Annotated in this window: 16 protein-coding genes and 1 pseudogene; 10 read left to right on the top strand and 7 right to left on the bottom strand. The window is 69.6% G+C overall.

Annotation, left to right across the window (positions count from 1 at the left end; translation table 11 throughout):
* Window positions 1-103: 103 nt before the first annotated feature.
* Together ACIBK6_RS37445 and ACIBK6_RS37440 are read right to left on the bottom strand one after the other, a co-directional pair.
* A complete protein-coding gene (locus tag ACIBK6_RS37445; protein WP_399057128.1) occupies window positions 104-2,392 on the bottom strand; it encodes a transposase in 2,289 nt (762 codons plus the stop codon).
* The gene (locus ACIBK6_RS37440; RefSeq protein WP_399057126.1) at window positions 2,389-3,240 is read right to left on the bottom strand and encodes a TnsA-like heteromeric transposase endonuclease subunit; all 852 of its coding nucleotides are present in this window, start codon (window positions 3,238-3,240) and stop codon (window positions 2,389-2,391) included. Before ACIBK6_RS37440 ends, ACIBK6_RS37445 begins: the two co-directional genes overlap by 4 nt.
* 569 nt (window positions 3,241-3,809) lie before the next feature.
* On the opposite strand from ACIBK6_RS37440, the gene ACIBK6_RS37435 reads away from it, so the two are divergent.
* On the top strand, window positions 3,810-6,194 hold the full coding sequence (locus tag ACIBK6_RS37435; RefSeq protein WP_399057125.1) for an ATP-binding cassette domain-containing protein: 2,385 nt from the start codon (window positions 3,810-3,812) through the stop codon (window positions 6,192-6,194).
* A gap of 67 nt (window positions 6,195-6,261) precedes the next feature.
* Here the strand turns inward: ACIBK6_RS37435 and ACIBK6_RS37430 are convergent, their stop codons facing one another.
* Window positions 6,262-6,810, bottom strand: a complete 549-nt coding sequence (locus tag ACIBK6_RS37430) for a DinB family protein (RefSeq protein ID WP_399057123.1) — start codon at window positions 6,808-6,810, stop codon at window positions 6,262-6,264.
* Between the two features lie 407 nt (window positions 6,811-7,217).
* Window positions 7,218-7,715: a hypothetical protein gene (locus ACIBK6_RS37425; RefSeq protein ID WP_399057156.1), complete on the bottom strand. Its 498-nt coding sequence runs from the start codon at window positions 7,713-7,715 to the stop codon at window positions 7,218-7,220.
* 57 nt (window positions 7,716-7,772) lie between these two features.
* On the opposite strand from ACIBK6_RS37425, the pseudogene ACIBK6_RS37420 reads away from it, so the two are divergent.
* From ACIBK6_RS37420 to ACIBK6_RS37410, 3 genes and pseudogenes are all read left to right on the top strand, one after another.
* Window positions 7,773-8,219 (top strand): annotated as a pseudogene (locus tag ACIBK6_RS37420) (DUF5753 domain-containing protein); the annotation flags it as partial.
* A 405-nt stretch (window positions 8,220-8,624) separates the two neighbouring features.
* Window positions 8,625-9,263, top strand: coding sequence for a DUF1707 domain-containing protein (locus tag ACIBK6_RS37415; RefSeq protein ID WP_399057121.1), 639 nt, complete (start codon window positions 8,625-8,627; stop codon window positions 9,261-9,263).
* A gap of 88 nt (window positions 9,264-9,351) precedes the next feature.
* Window positions 9,352-9,891 carry a hypothetical protein gene (locus tag ACIBK6_RS37410; protein ID WP_399057119.1) on the top strand — a complete coding sequence of 180 codons (540 nt, stop codon included), beginning with the start codon at window positions 9,352-9,354 and terminating at the stop codon, window positions 9,889-9,891.
* A gap of 16 nt (window positions 9,892-9,907) precedes the next feature.
* Here the strand turns inward: ACIBK6_RS37410 and ACIBK6_RS37405 are convergent, their stop codons facing one another.
* Window positions 9,908-10,759, bottom strand: coding sequence for an aldo/keto reductase (locus tag ACIBK6_RS37405; RefSeq protein ID WP_399057117.1), 852 nt, complete (start codon window positions 10,757-10,759; stop codon window positions 9,908-9,910).
* A gap of 528 nt (window positions 10,760-11,287) precedes the next feature.
* Between ACIBK6_RS37405 and ACIBK6_RS37400 the strand changes: the two genes are divergently transcribed.
* The 3 genes from ACIBK6_RS37400 to ACIBK6_RS37390 all read left to right on the top strand — a co-directional run bounded on the left by ACIBK6_RS37400 (window position 11,288) and on the right by ACIBK6_RS37390 (window position 14,236).
* Window positions 11,288-12,562: a DUF4157 domain-containing protein gene (locus tag ACIBK6_RS37400; protein ID WP_399057115.1), complete on the top strand. Its 1,275-nt coding sequence runs from the start codon at window positions 11,288-11,290 to the stop codon at window positions 12,560-12,562.
* Between the two features lie 43 nt (window positions 12,563-12,605).
* Complete coding sequence (locus ACIBK6_RS37395) at window positions 12,606-13,235, top strand: hypothetical protein (protein WP_399057113.1); 630 nt, start codon at window positions 12,606-12,608, stop codon at window positions 13,233-13,235.
* A gap of 83 nt (window positions 13,236-13,318) precedes the next feature.
* On the top strand, window positions 13,319-14,236 hold the full coding sequence (locus ACIBK6_RS37390) for an aminoglycoside phosphotransferase family protein (RefSeq protein WP_399057112.1): 918 nt from the start codon (window positions 13,319-13,321) through the stop codon (window positions 14,234-14,236).
* A gap of 55 nt (window positions 14,237-14,291) precedes the next feature.
* Here ACIBK6_RS37390 and ACIBK6_RS37385 read toward each other — a convergent pair whose 3' ends face one another.
* Window positions 14,292-14,813, bottom strand: a complete 522-nt coding sequence (locus tag ACIBK6_RS37385) for a DUF2231 domain-containing protein (protein ID WP_399057111.1) — start codon at window positions 14,811-14,813, stop codon at window positions 14,292-14,294.
* 98 nt (window positions 14,814-14,911) lie between these two features.
* On the bottom strand, window positions 14,912-17,002 hold the full coding sequence (locus ACIBK6_RS37380; protein ID WP_399057109.1) for a SpoIIE family protein phosphatase: 2,091 nt from the start codon (window positions 17,000-17,002) through the stop codon (window positions 14,912-14,914).
* 234 nt (window positions 17,003-17,236) lie between these two features.
* On the opposite strand from ACIBK6_RS37380, the gene ACIBK6_RS37375 reads away from it, so the two are divergent.
* From ACIBK6_RS37375 to ACIBK6_RS37365, 3 genes are all read left to right on the top strand, one after another.
* Window positions 17,237-17,827, top strand: a complete 591-nt coding sequence (locus tag ACIBK6_RS37375) for a 2Fe-2S iron-sulfur cluster-binding protein (protein ID WP_399057108.1) — start codon at window positions 17,237-17,239, stop codon at window positions 17,825-17,827.
* Entirely contained in the window at window positions 17,824-18,807 is a 984-nt protein-coding gene (locus tag ACIBK6_RS37370) for an FAD binding domain-containing protein (RefSeq protein WP_399057106.1), read from the top strand. The genes ACIBK6_RS37375 and ACIBK6_RS37370 overlap by 4 nt, the downstream gene beginning before the upstream one ends.
* Before the next feature lie 120 nt (window positions 18,808-18,927).
* A complete protein-coding gene (locus ACIBK6_RS37365) occupies window positions 18,928-19,407 on the top strand; it encodes a hemerythrin domain-containing protein (protein ID WP_399057104.1) in 480 nt (159 codons plus the stop codon).
* The last annotated feature ends 9 nt before the right edge of the window (window positions 19,408-19,416 follow it).

The raw sequence follows: 19,416 nt of genomic DNA, 5'->3' as shown, positions 1-19,416 counted from the left end.
GAATTCCTGCCAGCCATCAAACGTCGTCCTGTCCGGCCGGGGACCGAACCGCAGGAACGGGACGGGACCGTCCGCCTGGACCGCCGTGCTGTGATCGCTCATCTCACTCCTCCGCTGCCGTCTGCGGGCCGGGGTTCCGGGGGTGTCGGGCCTCGTCGCCGATGTCGTCATCCGCCAGGACGAGCAGATTGCGGCTGCGGCGGCCCGTGCCCAGGGGAATGGGATCGGACGGAGGCGAGGACACGACCTCCTCGCGTCGCTGTCGACGGTGGGCATCCAGGGTTCGGGCGGCCTCCTGGGCTCGTTCCGGCCAGGACAGCACTACTGCCGGGGCACCTTCCGCTTGCGTGTGTCCCTCGCCATGCGCTTCCTGAGGAGCCTGGGGACGGTCGGCGGCCGCAGCACGGGCCTGCGTGATCTCCCGGGAGTGCCGGATACGCTCGGCTTTGGTCATCTGAGACGGCCACCCGCTGACCGGGTCAACAGCCCCGATCATCTCCAGGAGGACCGGGACGAGTTCGGCGTCGGAGCGGGGCTTGAGCCCGGCGTCGCGTACCCGGGTGAGGAGTTCTTCGACACGGGTGTCCCCGAAGGGAGGGAAGTCGCCCTCGGGCGGCAGGCCGGTCCACCGCAGCGTGTGCCACGCGTGCGAATCGGGGTCCTGGAAGAACACCATCCGCCGGTCGCGAGGTTCGCGGTGAACGACCCACTGCTGCTTGTATTTCCCGCCCCGCCGGGAGTGCTTGTCACCGTCGTGCAGTACCTCGGCGTCGTACCAAAGCCCCTTGATCTTCACGCCCTGCCGGTGGATCCGCTTCAGGTGGTGCCGGGGCAGGAACTGGTAGTAGGACTCCGGCGACGGGATGTCCATCGCGAAGCCCTCCTGGGCGAAGGAGGCCGCGAACAGGCTGTTGGGGCTGTGGCCGCCACCGGGATCCCAGCTCGGGGCGAACTCTCCCAGCCTGCGGTTCTGCCACGCCTTCACGACCCACTTCGCGATGAGCCGCTCCATCGCGCCGATGGTCAGCACCGCGTCGCCTTCCGGGTCGGCCCCGCGGTCGCCGACATCGACGCCGGTATATCCGGGCAGCTGCTCGAACAGCAGCGACCGGCTGCTGCCGAATGTGCGTTCCACGGTCTGCTTGTCCTGGGGACGCAATACGCGGCTGGGCAGAATCCGGCAGCCCATCGCTTCCTGGACTTCCACGAGATGGTGGTTGCGGTAGACCGAGCCATGGTCGGTGGTGACGGTCTCCGGGGCGAAGAACGGCAGGGCCGCCACCTTGTGCCCGGCGAACTCGGCGACAACCGCGGCCGGCAGGCCCGGATAGGGCCACTCCATCTCCTCGCCCCACTCCGCTCGCATCGGCAGGGGAAGCATGACGTCCCGCAGCACCATCGCCACGTCCACCGAGGAGTCAGACACCAGCGTGAGCCGGAAAGCGCAGATCGAGTGGGTGTAGACGTCAAGGGCCAGCGTCAGATGGACGGAGACCGGCTCACCGAAGACGTCCTCGCGGACCTTCACCGGCAAGATCGTGGTGTCCAGTGCGACAACCTGGCCCGGTCGGGTCACCAGCACATGACCGTGCTTACTGGGCAGGTCGGCCGACCGGTCGTAGCGCTGCCGGCTCCCGCCCGGCCCGAACCACTCCCGCCAGACCCGCAGGAGCGTGTCGTAACTGGGGACTTTGATCTCCGCGTCCGGGAAGGTCTCCCGGAGGTAGCGGCGGATCATGATCTCGCGGGTCCGGCCGGTCACCCTGGAGCGGTGTCCACGCGTCTCCTCCCTCACCGCCAGGATCGCCTCGCGGACTTCCTCGCCGATACTGGGATGGCCTCCGCTCTGCCGCAGCCACCGGTGATCGGCGCATCCGACCATGCCGTACTTCCTGCGGCGGCGTTCCCACCTCTCCAGCGTGCGTGTTCCCACATGCGCGAGGCCCAGCAGCAGCTTGGCCTCCTCAGGCCGCAGGGCTGCCAGTTCGGCGGCTTTCGCCGCCCGCCGCGCGGTCAGCGTCGTGCGCTCGGGGTCGTACTCGGGGCGCGGCTCACCCGGCGCGGGACGCAACGGGTCACCGCTGCGGAATCCGCATTCCACCTCCATGAGGTGCGCGAGGCGCTGTTCCACCAGCGGGCGCTTGTCCGGTCTCACATCGCTCCATGCGGCCGGCTGCCGTCCCCTGCTGGCGCCCTCCGCAGCTGGGCAGGACGACGGGCGGCACCGGGGGTGGTTGACTAGAAAGCGGAGGGTCACCCGCTGGCGGACGCCGTCCGCCCGCACCATCTGGACCCGGCCCAGATGCGGCTCCTGCCGCTCCACCCGCCACTCCACGTCGTCCAAGACGATGCCCGCTCCGGGCGAGAGATCCAGCGATACCGGCCCACTCATGAGGCACCACCCACCAGGAGTACCAGGGACCGATCCGTCAGCGGCTGGGACAGATCCACCCCGAGCCGCCGGTGCCACAGCAGGTGCAGCACCAGAGAGCGGGCCACCGGCCAGTACGGCTGTTTCATCGTCAACTCGCCGAAGGTCAACCTCTCTTCAGCGTCCGCGAGGAGTCCGGGCAGCACACCGAGCACGTCACGGACCGGGCGACGCCGCGCGTAGAGGACACCGAGGGTGGACCGCACGTGCGGCCGCCACTGTGCCGCCACCGCGTAATGCCAGCCGCAGGCCAAGGCGACCTCCGCTGCCGCCGCGAAGCTCTCCACGTCCTCCGGCTCGATCAGTGGCTTGGGCCGGACATCGATCAACCACACCCCAGCCCTCGTGATCGCGAGGAAGTCCGGGGTGTGCCTGCGCCACTTCACGGCCGTACGGAACCGGATAATCAACGGCTGCGACAGCACCTCGACCAACTCGCCAGCGAAGTCCAGTGCCACCAGCAACTGGTCCTCTTCGAGACTCTCGAACCCGTGCCGCCGTCCCGTCGCAAGCAGGGTCTCCAGGCCGGGCCGATGCCGCTGCTCGCGCCTCCAGGTGAAGCCCCGCATCGCCCCGCGGTGCACCACCGGGGCTTGCCCGAGGTTCCGCACAGGGCCCGTCACCTCGTCCCCCGCGTACCTCCACATCGCCGTCCACCGGTCCACCCAGCCATCGGAGAGGTCGAGGCTGCCCCGCCCCTCATCCAGCGAGACCGGCACGAGCAGGTCCTGCCACGTGCACCGGTGAGACCACAGCGAGCCGGATCCCACGGGACCACATGGCAGGGTCGTACCCTGTGAATCAGTCATGATCCCAGGCAATCGGCACTCCTTTCCTGGACATCAGCGATCTTCGGAGTTGGCGACAACTTGCTTGCAAAAAGCGAGGACCATGCCAAGCACGTTACGAATCTGACGACAGTTGCCGCGCCTATCGGCCACATAACCCCCAGGCCAGCACGCTCAGTTGACGGCAAGTAGCTCGCAAATCCTCATTGCTTTTTCGGCTCGGCGTCCCCGGTCAGGGCGGCGGGGACCGAACCGATCAGGAATCGAGAAGCGCGGTCACCGGGCCGCGGCTAGCGTGACGGCCATGGACATCACGGTCGGCCCCGCGATGTGACCCACGACCTCAGGAGTGATCATGACCGGCTCTTCCACCCAGGGAATCAAGACCGTGCTGCATCCCGTGTCCGACCTGGCCGCGGCCAAGGCGGTGTACGCCGGGCTGCTCCAGGACCGGTGAGTACCGACCCCGCGCCCGTGTGGCCGGGGCGTAGAGAGACCAGACGTACTGCTCGAAGCCGGCCGGGATCGAGCCAGGCGACACCGAAGGGGACCGCGAAGGCGGCCCTGCTACAGATGGAGAACCCAAGATCATGGCCGCGAAGAAGGACCCGCAGTCGCCTGCGCCGCACGTTGCCGACAGCCACGGCCTGATCCGTGTGCACGGCGCGCGCGTGAACAACCTCAAGGACGTCAGCGTCGAGATCCCCAAGCGCCGCCTGACGGTGTTCACCGGCGTCTCCGGCTCGGGCAAGAGCTCCCTGGTGTTCAGCACGATCGCCGCCGAGTCGCAGCGGATGATCAACGAGACGTACAGCGCCTTCGTGCAGGGCTTCATGCCGACGCTGGCGCGCCCCGAGGTCGACGTACTCGACGGGCTGACCACCGTGATCACCGTCGACCAGCAGCGGTTGGGCGCCGACCCCCGCTCCACGGTCGGCACCGTCACCGACGCCAACGCGATGCTGCGCATCCTCTTCAGCCGGCTCGGGAAGCCGCACATCGGCTCGCCCAAGGCCTTCTCCTTCAACGTCGCCTCGATCAGCGGAGCCGGGGCGGTCACCATGGAGCGCGGCGGACGGACCGTGAAGGAGCGCCGCAGCTTCAGCATCACCGGCGGCATGTGCCCGCGCTGCGAAGGCCGGGGCACGGTCACCGATCTGGATCTCAGCCAGCTCTACGACGACTCCAAGTCACTCTCCGAGGGCGCGATCACCGTCCCCGGCTACACCGGAGGCGGCTGGAACTCACGGCTCTACAGCGAGTCGGGTTTCTTCGACCCGGACAAGCCGATCCGCAAGTACACCAAGAGGGAACTGCACGACTTCCTCCACCACGAGCCGACCCGGATGAAGATCGCGGGCATCAACATGACGTACGAGGGGCTGGTCCCGCGGATCCAGAAGTCGATGCTCGCCAAGGACCGGGAGGGCATGCAGCCGCACATCCGGGAGTTCGTGGACCGGGCGGTCACCTTCACCACCTGCCCCGAGTGCGACGGAACCAGGCTCAACGAGGGGGCCCGGTCCTCGAAGATCAAGAAGGTCGGAATCGCCGACGCCTGCGCGATGCAGATCAACGACCTGGCCGAGTGGGTCCGCGGTCTCGACGAGCCGTCGGTGGCGCCGCTGCTCACCGCGCTCCAGCAGAGCCTCGACTCGTTCGTGGAGATCGGCCTCGGCTACCTCTCGCTCGACCGGCCGTCGGGCACGCTGTCTGGCGGCGAGGCGCAGCGCGTCAAGATGATCCGCCACCTCGGCTCCGCGCTCACCGATGTGACGTACGTCTTCGACGAGCCCACCATCGGCCTGCACCCCCATGACATCCAGCGGATGAACGGCCTGCTGCTGCGGCTGCGGGACAAGGGCAACACGGTGCTCGTCGTGGAGCACAAGCCGGAGACGATCGCGATCGCCGACCACATCGTCGACCTCGGTCCGGGCGCCGGTACGGCGGGCGGCACGGTCTGCTTCGAGGGCACCGTCGAGGGGCTGCGGACCGGCGGTACCGTCACCGGCCGCCATTTCGATGACCGGGCCGCCGTCAAGGACACAGTGCGGAAGTCGACCGGCACGCTGGAGATCCGCGGCGCGGCGACGCACAACCTGCGCGACGTCGATGTCGACATCCCGCTCGGGGTGCTGACCGTCGTCACGGGCGTCGCCGGTTCCGGCAAGAGCTCGCTCGTGCACGGGTCGATCCCCGCGGGCGAGGGCGTGGTGTCGGTCGACCAGAGCTCAATCCGCGGCTCGCGGCGGAGCAACCCGGCGACGTACACCGGACTGCTCGACCCGATCCGCAAGGCGTTCGCGAAGGCCAACGGCGTGAAGCCGGCGCTGTTCAGCGCCAACTCCGAGGGCGCCTGCCCCACGTGCAACGGCGCCGGAGTCATCTACACCGACCTGGCGATGATGGCCGGGGTCGCCACCACCTGCGAGGAGTGCGAGGGCAAGCGGTTCGAGGCATCGGTCCTGGACTACCACCTCGGCGGCCGCGACATCAGCGAGGTGCTCGCGATGTCGGTGGCCGAGGCCGAGGAGTTCTTCGGCGTGGGCGAGGCGCGTACGCCCGCCGCGCACAAGATCCTTGAGCGGCTCGCCGACGTCGGGCTCGGCTACCTCACCCTCGGCCAGCCGCTCACCACGCTGTCCGGCGGCGAGCGGCAACGGCTCAAGCTGGCCACGCACATGGCGGAGAAGGGCGGCGTCTACATCCTCGACGAGCCGACCGCCGGTCTCCACCTCGCCGATGTCGAGCATCTGCTGGGTCTGCTCGACCGCCTTGTGGACTCCGGCAAGTCGGTCATCGTGGTCGAGCACCACCAGGCGGTCATGGCGCACGCCGACTGGATCATCGACCTGGGCCCCGGCGCCGGCCACGACGGCGGCCGGATCGTCTTCGAGGGCACCCCCGCCGACCTCGTCGCCACCCGCCCCACCCTCACGGGCGAACACCTCGCGGCTTACGTCGGCTCCTGAACTGCCGTTGCAGGCACCGGAGTTCACCGCCTAGCCGCGGGGCCTGCCGGGGCGACAGGTCACACCGTCACACCCCGGTGTGGCCGTCGATGCGTTCGCGGAGCAGGTCCGCATGACCTATGTGCCGGGCGTACTCGGCGATCATGTCCACCGTGATCCTGCGCAGTGAGACCGACTCGCCGGTCCTCTTGCGGATCCCGGTCGCGTCCAGCGATGGCGCGGCGGCCGTGATCTGCCGGGAGCGCTCGCACTCCGCCCGCCAGACGGCGAAGGCCTCCTCGACGTCCCCCTCCAGGCTGTCGAAGTCCTGGTCGGGGTCGTCGTCGGAGTAATAGAGCAGGGGGACGTCCTCGCCCGCGAACTGGATGCGGAACCACCAGCGTTCGACCCCGGCCAGGTGCCGTGCCAGTCCGTGCAGGGACAGCGTCGACGGCGGCACCGCCCGCTCGGACAGCCGCTCCGGCGGCAGCCCGGCGCACTTGAGCTCGAAGGCCGCCCGCTGCCAGTCCAGAACCGCACTCAGCGTCTCCCGCTCGCCACCCACGGCGGGCGGGTCGATCCGGGTGTCGCCGTCCCAGCGGGGTGAGTAGTGCTGGGGGGTAGGTGTGCCGGTCATCGACTGCCTTCCTCATCGAAGTCGTGCCTGGAGGACGTGCGTCGAGCACGTACATCGAAGCCGCACGTCGAGGACGTACATCGGCCACTCACCGAGTGTGGCAGGCACCACTGACAGCGGGTCTGCGCACAGGGTCTGACCTGCGGTCATGCGGGTGATCAGAACCCGGCTGATGAGCGGATGCCCCGGGGCAATGGGGTGCGGGGCGGTCATGGCGGGACCTTGCTTCGTCGATCAGGAGCGCTTGGAGTGGCAGGGGCAGGCGCACTTGAGTACTTCGAGCGGTACTGCGTCGGACGGCTGCCGGACTTCGAAAGGTCCGGGACAGTGGCGGTGGCCCTCGGACCAGCGCGAGTTTCGGGCCTCGCGGCACTCGGGCGTCACATAGGTGCTCGCACGCGTGGCGGTCATGACTCGGCCCTGCTGTCGAGTGCGGCCGTCCCCGCCTCGGCCAGCTCGACCACCCGAACCGGGTTGCACAGAGCGCCCGGAGAGGCCATGGGAGCCGCCCAGTAACTCGCGAGGCGGGCGTCCGGCTCGTTGTCCCCGACCCGGGGCACGCCGACGTAGTGGCCGACGCCGAGGTACTTCGCGTACTGGCCAAGGTCCGGGCCGGGCGAAGAAGGCGGCACCAGGGCGTAGAAGGGGCGCCTGCGCGGGTCGTGGATGACGGGCCCGTTAAGCGCGCGCAAGACCGTGCTGGCGGTCGTCAGATCCATGCCGCTGCCCGCCACGGCGCACACCAGGTCACTGGCGAGACGGACGGCGGAGAAGCGGCGTCCGAGTGCGAGGCAGGCGAGGTGGCAGTCCGCCCACTGCCGGCGTGCGCTGCTGGGCCGGTTGAGGCTGTCGGCCAGCCACGCGGCAACGGCTTCTCTCTGTGCGGCGTCGGTTGCGGTGCTCACGAAGACTCCCTGTCCCCGGGGTCGGGCTGTGCGCGTTGGCGGTGGTGGCTACAGGGCTTTGCCGGACACGCCGATCTGATGCGGTCACCGCGAGACACCGAGGACGCCGTACGCGCCCGGATCCAGCGGCAGGAAGGGCTGTACCGGCCAGGCCGGAAATACCGGATCATGATGTGGGAAGGCGCGTTGCGTTCCCTGGTCTGCCCGCCGTCCGTGCTCGCCGCCCAGTTGCACCACCTCGCTGGTGTCATCGGCCTGGACACCGTGGAACTCGGCATCATCCCCTTCGCAGCGTCGCTGAAGATCTGGCCGGGCAACAGTTTTTGGGTCTACGACGAGCGTCTCGTGGTCGTGGAGGACTGGCACGCCGAACTTTGGATCGATGACGCCGACAGCGTCGCCACCTATCTCCGCGTATGGAAAACCCTGCGCGAGTCCGCGGTGTACGGGGCCGACGCGCACCGGTTGATCGCTCGCGCCCAAAGCGCGTTGAACAATCCCTAAGCATGACGAGCGCGCCCCCTGCCTGCCTTTCGGGTCGGGCAGGGGGCGCACTCGTCGGAACGAGCAGCTGCTACAGGGCGGACTGTAAGGGGCGGCGGTTACCGCCCGCGGCGTAGCCCTGCTGGCCACCCACCCCGCCACCTGCGACGCGGTGGCAACCCTGTTGGGCTGCGAGGGGAGTTGCGCGGATCCCGTCCACGGGGTGCGGCACTCACGGGGCGCCATCCGCAGACGGCTGCGGCACTGGAGAGGCTGCCGGCTGGCGCATGACCCCTGGCGAAGGCGGCAAGTGCCCTTACTGGCAAGTGAGTTGGCGAGTCCGGGCCGGGGAACAGGCCGGAGATCCCGGCCACACTCGTGATCATCAGCCTTGCAGGACCTCGGCCCGGCCACGAGAATACGGGCATGACGGGCGAACTCAGGCCAGCTGACGACTCTTCCAGGCAGGGCGCGACGCCTGAGCTGCGGGCATCCGACCGGGACCGGGACAGGGTCGTGGAGATCCTGCAGATCGCCGCGGGCGACGGCCGGATCACCGTGGCCGAACTGGACGAGCGCCTGGATGCCGCACTGGCCGCCCGCACCATCGGCGACCTGGCGGCGCTGACCGCCGACCTGCCGTTGGAAGGGATGCCCCCACAAGCCAAGGATCTGGTCCGGATCGACCAGCGTTTCGGCGATGTCACGCGCGTCGGCCGCTGGCTGGTTCCGCGCCGCATGGAGATCCGGATGACGTTCGGTGACGCGAAGCTCGACTTCACCGACGCGGTGATCACCCACAACTCCCTTCACATCGACGTCGATCTGCGCCTCGGCGGAAACCTGATCCTGGTGACCAGACCGGGCATCGTGGTCGACACCGACGAGTTGGTGCGCAGCAGCGGCGACATCAAGATCCGGCCCGCCTCCGGCCCGGACACTCCCATCGCCCTGCGCGTGCACGTGGCCGGGCAGTCCCGCGGAGGCGACATCATCGTCCGCCCTCCACGACGGGGCTTCTCGGACTGGGTACACCGCCGCCCGCCCGGGAGCAGCGGCCGCTGAGCACGGGCCTCCCGTGCGGGGTGGCGCTCAACGCGCTGGCTCCTTTTGGCTCTTGTGGCTGCTTGCGCGCCCTTGGCAGGGTGCTGCCGTGATCCTTCCCTTCACCCGTGATGGTGAGACCGGCAGTGTGCGGGTGACCCTTGAACAGGTCGATGAGCCGTCGACGGTCGGCAAGCACCCCGAGTCGCGCGGATTTCCTTGCTGCACGGCCGCCGTGGACCATCCCGGCAGGGGGTACCGAGCCCTGTTCGGCTGGGTCCAGCTGGTCCGGTCCACCGACAACTCCTCCGGCGGCGTCGGCTTCGACATGGACCCGTTCATCCTGTTCGAGGACGCGCCGTCCCCCTACGCCTTCTTCGGTATCAGCCCCACCCTGTTCGACGCCCCGTCACGAGCCGAACGTAAACCCATGGCCTGGCTCGCGCACAGCTTCCTGGCATGGACACCGTTGGACCGGGCCCAGCGGCATGTCCTGCCGCTGGCCGGCTTCTCCTGGGGCTTCGACATCGATGCGACCGGCCACATCACTCCGCGGCCTGCGGAGGCGCTGACGGCCGCCGACTGGGGCGGACACCTGCCGTACATGGGCGCGCGCTACCCGGCCTGGAACTTCGACCGCATGTCCTGATAGATGCCACCCCGTCTCAATCGTCCAGGCGCCACTTGCCGAGCCGGCTGGCGATGGCCGGGTCGCGGTGGTCGAAGAACAGGGACGTCTCGGTGTCCAGGGCGGCGATGGAGGCCATCTGGTCGTCGGTGAGCTCGAAGTCGAAGACGTCGATGTTCTCCGCCATGCGCTCGGCGCGGACCGACTTGGGGATCGCGACGATGCCGCGCTGGGTCAGCCAGCGGAGTACGACCTGTGCCACGGACTTGCCGTGTTTCTCGGCGATCTCGCTCAGGAGCGGATGAGTGAAGAGGTTGTTGCGGCCTTCGGCGAAGCCGCCCCAGGACTGGATCTGGACTCCGTACTCGCGCATGACGTGCTGATCGGCGGTGCGCTGGAAGAACGGGTGGGTCTCGATCTGGTTGACGGCGGGCGTCACGTCGTTGTTGACGATGAGGTCGACCAGCCGGTCCGGGTAGAAGTTGGCGACGCCGATCGCCCTGACGCGGCCCGCGCGGTGGAGGTCCTCCATGGCCCGCCACTGGCCGTACACGTCGGCGTAGGGCTGGTGCATCAGGTACAGGTCGAGGTGGTCCAGGCCCAGCTTGTCCAGTGACGTCTCGAAGGCGCGCTTGGTGTTCTCCTGCGCGGGCGCGTCCTGGACCCACAGCTTGGTGGTGACGAACAGCTCCTCGCGCGGGATGCCGCTGTTCTTGATCGCCCGGCCTACGGCCTCCTCGTTGCCGTAGGCGGCGGCGGTGTCGAGCAGGCGGTACCCGGCCGCGAGGGCCTCGGTGACGGCCTGCTCGGTCTGCTCCGGCGGGATCTGGTACACGCCGAAACCGAGGATCGGCATCTCGACGCCGTTGTTCAGGGTGACGTTCTGCATGGGGGTTTCCTTCTGTGCGGGATGAAGTGCGGGATGACGTGGTGGGTGCGGAGGGGGAGCGGGGTGGTCAGCGTTCGAGCATGCGCAGGCCGGCTTCCGTACGGGTGGCTCCGGCGGGAGCCTGGTCAGCGCCTTCCGGCGGGTTCCACTCTGGCCCGATGGCCCTCCGACCGCTCGCCGTGGGCCCCGTACGACGGAACGGGGCCGCTTCCTGAGGGCCCGTCACACCCGGACACGTCCGGAGCAGGTCGGCCGCACGGTCGGCGAGCCCCTCCGAGCTCGACGCCCTGCTCCTCCTGGACCTGACGGCACCTCAACCGGCCCGGCGCGCAACGGAGATGAACCCCTGACGTAGGTGCTGGTTTCGGCCACCACGGGGCTGGCGGGACATTGGAGGTGAGTCGGCGGCTGGTGAAATACTTCTGCGGGGGCTGCAAGCCCGCCGGGGGTCGGCGTCGTAGCGGCGTGAGAGGCACGGCACCGGGTGGCCCGGCCCCCACACCAGCCCGCCTCCCCCGAAAGGCCCGGATGCACGCCAACGAGCAGGCCCAGACCACCGACGGCCAGCGGTCCGGCCGCGCACCCGCCAGAACCCAGGCCCCCGGCGGCGTGCCCGCGCAGCTCCGCGCCCTCCAAGCGAGCGCGGGCAACGCGGCCGTCCTGCAGATGCTCCGGCAGGCCGGCCACTCCTGGGCGGCCCAGGAACAGCACCAGCACGGCGCCGGCTGCGGCCACCAGCAGAGCGGACAGCCCGCCGTGCAGCGGTCGTCCGCCGTCCACGATGTACTGCGTACCAGCGGCAGGCCCTTGGACGCCGCGACCCGCACCGACATGGAGGGCCGCCTCGGAGCCGACTTCTCCGACGTCCGCATCCACAACGACAGCGCGGCCAAGGCCTCCGCCGCCGAGGTCGGCGCCCGCGCCTACACCTCCGGCCATCACGTCGTCATCGGTGACGGGGGAGCGGACAAGCACACCCTCGCGCATGAGTTGACGCATGTGATCCAGCAGCGCCAAGGGCCGGTGTCGGGTGCCGACAACGGGTCGGGGCTCAGCGTCTCCGACCCGTCCGACCGTTTCGAGCGCGAGGCGGAGGCCAACGCCACCCGGGTCATGCGGTCGGCGGCTCCCACTCCGGGTGCGCAGCGTTCCGGTGACGGTGACGCGGCCGTGCAGCGAGCGCTTCCACAGACATCGGGATCGGAAGCAAGCGCGGGACCGGAAGAAAGCGTCGCGGTACAGCGCGCCTTCACCGGCAAACCGTACGTGAAATACGGACCGATCCACCCGACCCATGACGCCGGAACGCTCATGCATGCCGAAGTCCACCCGGGGAAGACGAGCGGCGGGTCGAAGCCGAGCACCCGCCCCAACTGGTGGCCGGATGGCAGTTCCGCCGCTTCCCAGGCAACCAAGACCTGGTTGTCCAACTACATGGTTCAGGGGCATCTGCTGAACCACAACATCGGCGGTCCGGGCAATGACATGAAAAACCTGACACCGCTGGTGAAGTCGGCCAACAGTACCCACTCCAAGAAGGTCGAGCAGGACATCAAGGGGTATGTGGACAAAAACTATGTGGTCGAGTACGAGGTTCGGGTAGATTACTCCAATTCGCCGTCGGCGAGCGATCTCAATGCCCCGGCGGGAATACAGAACGAGATCGACACGAATTATGCCCATCATCTGGCTCATGCCATCGAGGTGGAATATTCCGTCTACGATACGGCGGGTAACGAGCGGGACGTGAAGGCCCTGGATCAGAAGAACCAGTCCTGGTGGATCGGTAACGACGGCCTGTAGGGCGACCGGCATGGCATCTCGAACCAACGAATAGGAGTGCTGAATGCAGGGCATCCGGTCGCGCATCATGCGGATGATCGAAGAGATCGACCAGAATCCCGACCTTGAGCTGATCGACTCCGAGGTGGCGGCCCCGGCGTCCGAAGCCGATCTCGTGGAGGCTCGCCGCCTGGCCCACGGCGACCTGCCCGCAGGTCTCGCGGACTTCTACCGGGAGGTGGGGTCCCTTCGGCTGGAATGGCGGCACACGGTGGCCGACATTCGTAAGGGAGACCTCTCCGACCATGGATTCATCAACATCCTGCCGGTCGCGAAGGTATTCGGAGACTGGGAGGGGATCACCTATTTCCCGGGGCAGAACGAGGATTTCAGGGCAGTGAAGCCCTTTGACATGTTCGTCCCCGAGGCGTGTGCGGCGTTCATTCAAAAACCGGGCGGGGAGCCGGGTGACGCCGTCTCCTATCACTATTTCGGCGAAGAGCTCTGTGACACTCGATTCACCTTCGCTGAATACTTGGAACGACTGCTCGCCTCACGCGGTTACTGGTACTGGCTGCAAACGCTCTGCCCCGGAGCCGAGGAAACGGCAGAAGTGGTGGCGTTCCGCGAGAAAATGCCCCGGCTGTTCCGCGACTACGACGATTCCCTTTTCCACCCCCGACCGGGCAGCTGAGCCCGCAGTCACCGCAACCGCGCCATACGCAGGCCGGAAAAGCGGTTGACGCCCTCCGGGGCCCGGCGGTCGGATGGCGGCCCATGAGCACAGCACCGACGCATCCCGGCCCGCACCCCATCGACGACGACCTCGTACGGCGGCTGATCGCCGGGCAGTTCCCGCAGTGGGCCGGGCTCGCGGTGGAGCGGTTTGCTTCCGGGGGCACGGTCAATGCCGTGTACCGGCTGGGCGACGGCATGGTCGTACGGCTGCCGCTGGTGGCGGGCGGGGCCGACGACGTATCGATGGAGCAGGAGTGGCTGCCCCGCCTCGCGCCCCGGCTGCCGACGCCCATCCCCGAGGTGCTCGGGGCCGGGCAGCCCGCCGAGGGGTACCCGTGGCCGTGGTCGGTGTACCGGTGGCTGGCGGGGGAGCACCCCGAGGCGGGGGCGCTGGCGGAGCCCGTGCCGCTGGCCGAGGACCTGGCCGCGTTCGTGGCGGCGATGCGGAGCGTCACCCTGCCCAGGGCGCCGAAGGCCTACCGCGGCGGGCCACTCGCCTCGCTCGACATCTCGACCCGGGCGGCCATCGAGGAACTGCGCGGGATCCCGCAGGAGGGGATCAACTGCGATGCCGCGGCTGCCATTTGGGAGGACGCGCTGCGGGCCCCGGGCCGGGAGGTGGCGTCGGTGTGGCTGCACGCCGATCTGATGCCGGGCAATCTGCTGGTGGACGGCGGCAGGCTGACCTCGGTGATCGATTTCGGGTGCATGGGTGTGGGCGATCCGGCCTGCGACCTGTTCCCGGCGTGGAACCTGCTGCCGCCCGGCGCGAGGGAGGTCTTCCGCGACGCACTCGGCGTGGACGATGCGACCTGGAAACGCGGCCGGGCGCGGACACTCTCCCAGGCACTGATCGCCCTGCCCTACTACCGGACGAGGAACCCCGCGATGGCACACAACGCCCGGCATGTGATCCGGGCCGTCCTTGTAGAGGGCTCCGGGCCACCGGCCCCGTAGCCTCCTCAGCCCCCTTGTCCGAACGCTGTCCGCATCTGTCCAAACCCCGTGCGCTTCAGGCCGCGCGGTCGTGGTGGATGCGGAGCAACTGGGCGTTCTGGACGGCCAGTTCGTCGCGTTCCTGGGTGGGGGTGAGGCGGATTCCGACGTGGTAGTCCTGCATCAGCATCGAGCCCAGGAAGCTCGCGCCGATGGTGACGGCCACCCCGGCGGCCGCGAGTGCGAGGCCCGGCGTGGCGCTCATCGCGGGCCCGTCCCAGTGCGACGCGTACAGGCCCAGGCTGATGGCGAACAGGGCCAGCGCGGCTACGTTCAGCCCCGCGTGGACCAGCCCCACGGTCTTGGCCCCGGACGTACGGGGGATGCCGAACGCCCAGTCGACCAACCCCGGCAGTGCGGCGAGCAGTGCCGTGCCGACCCCCGCGATGTTCAGGGCGATGGCGAAGTTCAGCCAGAACTGCTGCCCGTTCGCCGCGTACACGGCGAAGCCCACCAGCGTGCCGGTGTAGCCGGCCACCGGGTAGCCGACCAGCATCGGGTGGACCGGGTGACCCGCGATCGTGACCTTGCTGTACATGACGTTCGCCTCCGCCTGCGCGAAACCGCGAAATCCCTCCCTCCAAGCGTCCACCCGTTCGCCCCGCGCGGCCAGCGAAGATCCCGCCGGAGCCCCGCTCAGGTGTGGCGTCCCGGCGAGGCGACCTCCGCGATGAGCAGGGCGACGTCGTCATGGCCCTGCGGCGCGGGCAGCGCCGCCAGGAGCCGGTCGCAGGTCGCCTCCAGCGACAGGCGGTGGTGGGTGAGCACGTCGAGCAGCGCTCGCAGGCGGTCGTCTATGGGCTGGTCCCGGGTCTCGACGAGGCCGTCGGTGTACAGGATGAGCCGGTCGCCGGGCGCGCACTCGACATCGGCCGCCTCGAAGGGGACGCCGCCGACGCCGAGCGGCGCCCCGGTGGCGAGCCGCAGGAACCGCGGGGTGCGGCCCGGGCGGTCCCAGATGGGGGGCAGATGGCCCGCCAGCGCGATGCGGCAGCGCGTTCGGTGCGGGTCGTAGACGGCGTACACGCAGGTGGCGGTGGTCTCGTCCAGCTCGGAGGTGATGCGGTCGAGGTGGCGCAGCACATCGGCGGGGTCGAGGTCGAGGCCGGCGAGGGTACGGGCGGCGGTGCGCAGCTGGCCCATGGTCGCGGCGGCGTTGATGCCGTGGCCCATGACGTCACCGACGACCAGGGCGGTCTTTTCACCGGCGACGGGTATGGCATCGAACCAGTCGCCGCCGGCCTCGCCGATGGCGGCCGCGGGCTGGTAGCGGTACGCCACGTCGAGACCGACGGGCTGGGGCGGCTGGCGCGGCAGGAGGTGGCGTTGGAGGGAGAGGGCGGCGTGGCGCTGCTGCTGGTACCAGCGGGCGTTGTCGATGCACACGGCGGCCCGGGTGGCGAGTTCGAGCGCGAGGACCGCGTCGTCGTGGGTGAAGGGCTGCGGGTTGCGGGCCCGTTTGAGGTCGAGGGCGCCGAGTACTTCGCCGCGCGCGATCAGCGGGACCGCGAGGTAGGAGTGCAGGCCCGCGCGCTCCAGGAGGGCGGCGGCCTGTTCGTCGCGGGCGATGTTGGCCAGGTCCCCGGGGCCGACATGGCTGAGCAGGACCGGCCGGGCGGTGGTGACGCACCGGGTGACCAGGCGTTCCGCGTTGTACTTGGCGATGTTGCCCGGCGGGTCGGCCGCCTGGAGCGCCTCGGTGGGGTAGGCGGTCGCGACGGCCAGGGCGCGGATGGCCACGGGCCCCGACCGGGCGGCTTCGGGCGCGCTGCGGCCGTCCAGGATGGAGTCGAGGACGTCGACGGCGGCGATGTCGGCGAGGTCGGTCACCACGAGGTCGGCCAGTTCGTGCGCGGTGCGGTTCAGGTCGAGGGTGGTGCCGATGGTCACCGAGGCGCGCGCGATGAGGTCCAGGCGCCTGCGGGCCTCGGCGGCCTCGTTCGCCGCGTGGTACTGCTCGCTGACATCCACGACCGAGGCCGCGACACCGAGGATCCGGCCCGCCCGGTCCTCCAGCCGGTAGTACGACACGTTCCAGGCATGGTCGGTCTCCGGATCGGCGGGTATCCGGCCGATCGCCGTCTGGTCGAGCAGCGGTACGCCGGTCTCCAGGACCCGGCGCATCGCCGACTCGATGTGCTCGGCGTCCAGGAACGGCAGGGCGTCACCGACCGTGCGGCCCATGTGCTCGGCGGCGGGAACCCCGTTGATGTGCGCCAGGGCCGGGTTGACCAGGACGTACCGCAGGTCGGTGTCGAGCACCGCGAGGCCGATGGGGGACTGCGACACCAGGCGCACCGACAGGGCCAGGTCGCGCTCCACGGCGCGCAGCGTGGGCTCGTCGGTGGCGATGCCCAGGGCGTACAGCGCGCCGTGCTCGTCCTGCAGCCGCATGTTGCGGAACTCCACCATCCGCGTACGGCCGTCCTTGTGCCGGACCGGGAAGACGCCCGCCCACGGTTCGCCGCTGCTCATCACCCGGGCGAACAGCTCAAGGACGAGCGGGCGGTACTCCTCGGCGACCAGGATCTTCGCGGCGGAGTGGCCGAGGGCCTCCCGCGAGCTCCAGCCGAACAGTTCCTCGGCCTGCGGGCTCCACAGGGCGATCCGTCCGGCCTCGTCCAGTACGACGGCGGCGACGCCCAGCAGGTCCAGCAGACCGCCCGGCGCCGACGGGGCGACCCGCGGGGGGCCGAGCCGCTCCCCGGAGACTTCGGATGCGTTCATGCTCGGCCCCTTCTTCAGCCCGTCCGGTACGCCCGGCACCTCACCCCTGTCTCAGCCCCATGCCTCCTGTCTCAGCGGTCTTCACCATTTTCTCCCCACGCGGGGAGATCGGCAGACCCGGAGCGGGGCATCGCCTCCGCCCATCGGCCGCCGCCGGGATGCCGGCGGGGGAGACCTGTACGAGGGTGGGTACGGCACGCTGCTGACCCGTCCAGAGCGAGGAGCCCGTGAACGATGGAAGCAAGCGTCGGCCGAAGTGAAGACGTCCTTGAGACAGGCACCCGGGCCGACGGTCCGGACACCGAGTCACGCGTGACCGTGCGGGTCAACGGCGCCTCCCACACCGTCGAGATCGACCACCGCACCACCCTTCTGGAGCTGCTGCGCGAGAACGTCGGCCTGACCGGCTCGAAGAAGGGCTGCGACCACGGGCAGTGCGGGGCGTGCACGGTGCTCCTTGAGGGCCGGCGGGTCAACAGCTGTCTGCTGCTGGCCGTCGCGCAGGAGGGGTACGAGATCGTCACCGTGGAGGGCCTCATCGAGGCGGCGGGCGCGGACGGCGACCTGCATCCCCTTCAGCGCGCCTTCCTCGACCGGGAGGCGTTCCAGTGCGGCGACTGCGCACCCGGCCAGCTCTGTTCGGCCGTGGGAATGCTGGCGGAGGCCAAGTCCGGCCAGCCGTCCGTCGTCACCGAAACGGACCTGCCGACGGACGCCCCGGTCCGGCTCACCACCGAAGAGATCCGGGAACGGCTCAGCGGCAACCCGTGCCACTGCGGGGCGTACTCAAGCATCGTCAACGCCGTACAGGACGTGATCGCATGAAGCCGGTCGCCTATGTCCGTGCCCGGACCGTTCAGGAGGCGGTCTTCACCCACGCCGGGCGGCCGGAGGCCCGCTACCTCGGCGGCGGCACCAACCTGGTCGAGCTGATGAAGCTCGGCGTGGAGCGTCCCGACGTGCTCATCGACATCACCCGGCTGCCGCTGGACCTGATCGAAGAGCCGGGCGACGGTTCGGTGCGGATCGGCGCGGCCGTACGCAACAGCGATCTCGCCGCGCATCCGGCGGTCCGGGACCGGTATCCGGTGCTGTCGCAGGCGGTACTCAGCGGCGGGTCCGGCCAGCTCAGGAACGTGGCGACCACTGCGGGCAACCTCCTCCAGCGCACCCGCTGCAGCTACTTCCAGGACGTGTCCAGGCCCTGCAACAAGCGGGTGCCGGGCAGCGGGTGCGGAGCGCTCGACGGCGTCAACCGCGACCACGCGGTACTCGGCCACTCACCGCACTGCGTGGCGACCCACCCCTCCGACCTGGCCGTGGCGCTGGCAGCACTCGACGCCGTGGTCGAACTGACCGGCCCCGCAGGGCTCCGGACCGTCCCCGTGACCGAATTCCTCCGGCTGCCGCAGGACCGGCCCGACCTGGACACCATGATCCGCCCCGGCGAGCTGATCACGGGAGTGCTGCTGCCGCCCCTGCCCGACGGGGCCGTCTCCCGCTACCGCAAGACCCGGGACCGGGCCTCGTACGCCTTCGCGCTGGCCTCCGTCGCGGCTGTGGTCCAGCTGCGGCGCGGCGCCGTCCGGCACGTCACCGTCGCCTTCGGCGGGCTCGCCCACCGGCCGTGGCGGGCCCGGGTCGCGGAGGCTGCGCTGCTCGGGACCGTGCCCACCGCGGCGGCCGTGGAGCAGGCGGTCGAGGCCGAGCTCGCCGCCGCCGTCCCGCTGCGGCACAACGCCTACAAGGTGGCGCTCGCCCGCGACCTCGCCCACGAAGTGCTCGGCTCGCTGACCGCCACCTGATGACTTTCCGTATCCGCCAGATGACGGACGAGCAGCCCGAGAGCGGAGGCGCATGATCGTCCGATTTGCCGGGTATTGGGCTGTCACGGAAGTGAGTCCCGTGCCTCAGGGAGCTGCCCCATGACCACCGACGCGATCGTGATGCTGAGGGAAGGCCACAAGGAGATCAGGCGGCTGATCAGGGCCTACCGGGTCGAGCGGAATCCCGCAGTGGTGGAACAGTTCCTGCGTGCGTTGACCGTGTACGCGTACATCGAGCGGGAGGGCATGTACCCGCGCGTATCCGTCCTGGCCCCGGAGACCGAGCTGACCATCGTGGAGTTCCGGGAGGAACACCACATCGCCGAGGTGCTGGCCGCCGAGCTGCACGACATGCGCCCCGAAGAGATCGCCTTCGACGCCAAGGCCCGCCTTCTGATGGACATCGTCGAACGGCACATGGACACCGAGGACCACATGTGGTTCCCGCACGTACGGGCCGTCGTCGGCCGCAAGGAGCTGCAGGAGATCGGCGCCTGGATGACCAAGCTCGCCGAGCGGGCCCCGCGGTGGCCGCATCGCCCCACCACGCAGCAGATCTGGGACACCGTGGCCGCCTGAGGTCCCGCT

The sequence above is a fragment of the Streptomyces sp. NPDC050485 genome (assembly GCF_044458185.1).
Taxonomy (GTDB): Bacteria; Actinomycetota; Actinomycetes; order Streptomycetales; family Streptomycetaceae; genus Streptomyces.
The sequence above is the reverse complement of the archived record's forward strand: the minus strand, read 5'-3'. Positions and strand labels throughout refer to the sequence as shown.

What these genes read in the sequence shown, in the direction of transcription:
- ACIBK6_RS37390 (WP_399057112.1), top strand. Translation starts at nt 13,319, where the DNA reads ATGAGCACAGCACCGACGCATCCCGGCCCGCACCCCATCGACGACGAC.
- ACIBK6_RS37365 (WP_399057104.1), top strand. Translation starts at nt 18,928, where the DNA reads ATGACCACCGACGCGATCGTGATGCTGAGGGAAGGCCACAAGGAGATC.
- ACIBK6_RS37370 (WP_399057106.1), top strand. Translation starts at nt 17,824, where the DNA reads ATGAAGCCGGTCGCCTATGTCCGTGCCCGGACCGTTCAGGAGGCGGTC.
- ACIBK6_RS37445 (WP_399057128.1), bottom strand. Translation starts at nt 2,392, where the DNA reads ATGAGTGGGCCGGTATCGCTGGATCTCTCGCCCGGAGCGGGCATCGTC.
- ACIBK6_RS37430 (WP_399057123.1), bottom strand. Translation starts at nt 6,810, where the DNA reads ATGACCGGCACACCTACCCCCCAGCACTACTCACCCCGCTGGGACGGC.
- ACIBK6_RS37380 (WP_399057109.1), bottom strand. Translation starts at nt 17,002, where the DNA reads ATGAACGCATCCGAAGTCTCCGGGGAGCGGCTCGGCCCCCCGCGGGTC.
- ACIBK6_RS37440 (WP_399057126.1), bottom strand. Translation starts at nt 3,240, where the DNA reads ATGACTGATTCACAGGGTACGACCCTGCCATGTGGTCCCGTGGGATCC.
- ACIBK6_RS37385 (WP_399057111.1), bottom strand. Translation starts at nt 14,813, where the DNA reads ATGTACAGCAAGGTCACGATCGCGGGTCACCCGGTCCACCCGATGCTG.
- ACIBK6_RS37395 (WP_399057113.1), top strand. Translation starts at nt 12,606, where the DNA reads ATGCAGGGCATCCGGTCGCGCATCATGCGGATGATCGAAGAGATCGAC.
- ACIBK6_RS37405 (WP_399057117.1), bottom strand. Translation starts at nt 10,759, where the DNA reads ATGCAGAACGTCACCCTGAACAACGGCGTCGAGATGCCGATCCTCGGT.
- ACIBK6_RS37375 (WP_399057108.1), top strand. Translation starts at nt 17,237, where the DNA reads ATGGAAGCAAGCGTCGGCCGAAGTGAAGACGTCCTTGAGACAGGCACC.
- ACIBK6_RS37415 (WP_399057121.1), top strand. Translation starts at nt 8,625, where the DNA reads ATGACGGGCGAACTCAGGCCAGCTGACGACTCTTCCAGGCAGGGCGCG.
- ACIBK6_RS37400 (WP_399057115.1), top strand. Translation starts at nt 11,288, where the DNA reads ATGCACGCCAACGAGCAGGCCCAGACCACCGACGGCCAGCGGTCCGGC.
- ACIBK6_RS37435 (WP_399057125.1), top strand. Translation starts at nt 3,810, where the DNA reads ATGGCCGCGAAGAAGGACCCGCAGTCGCCTGCGCCGCACGTTGCCGAC.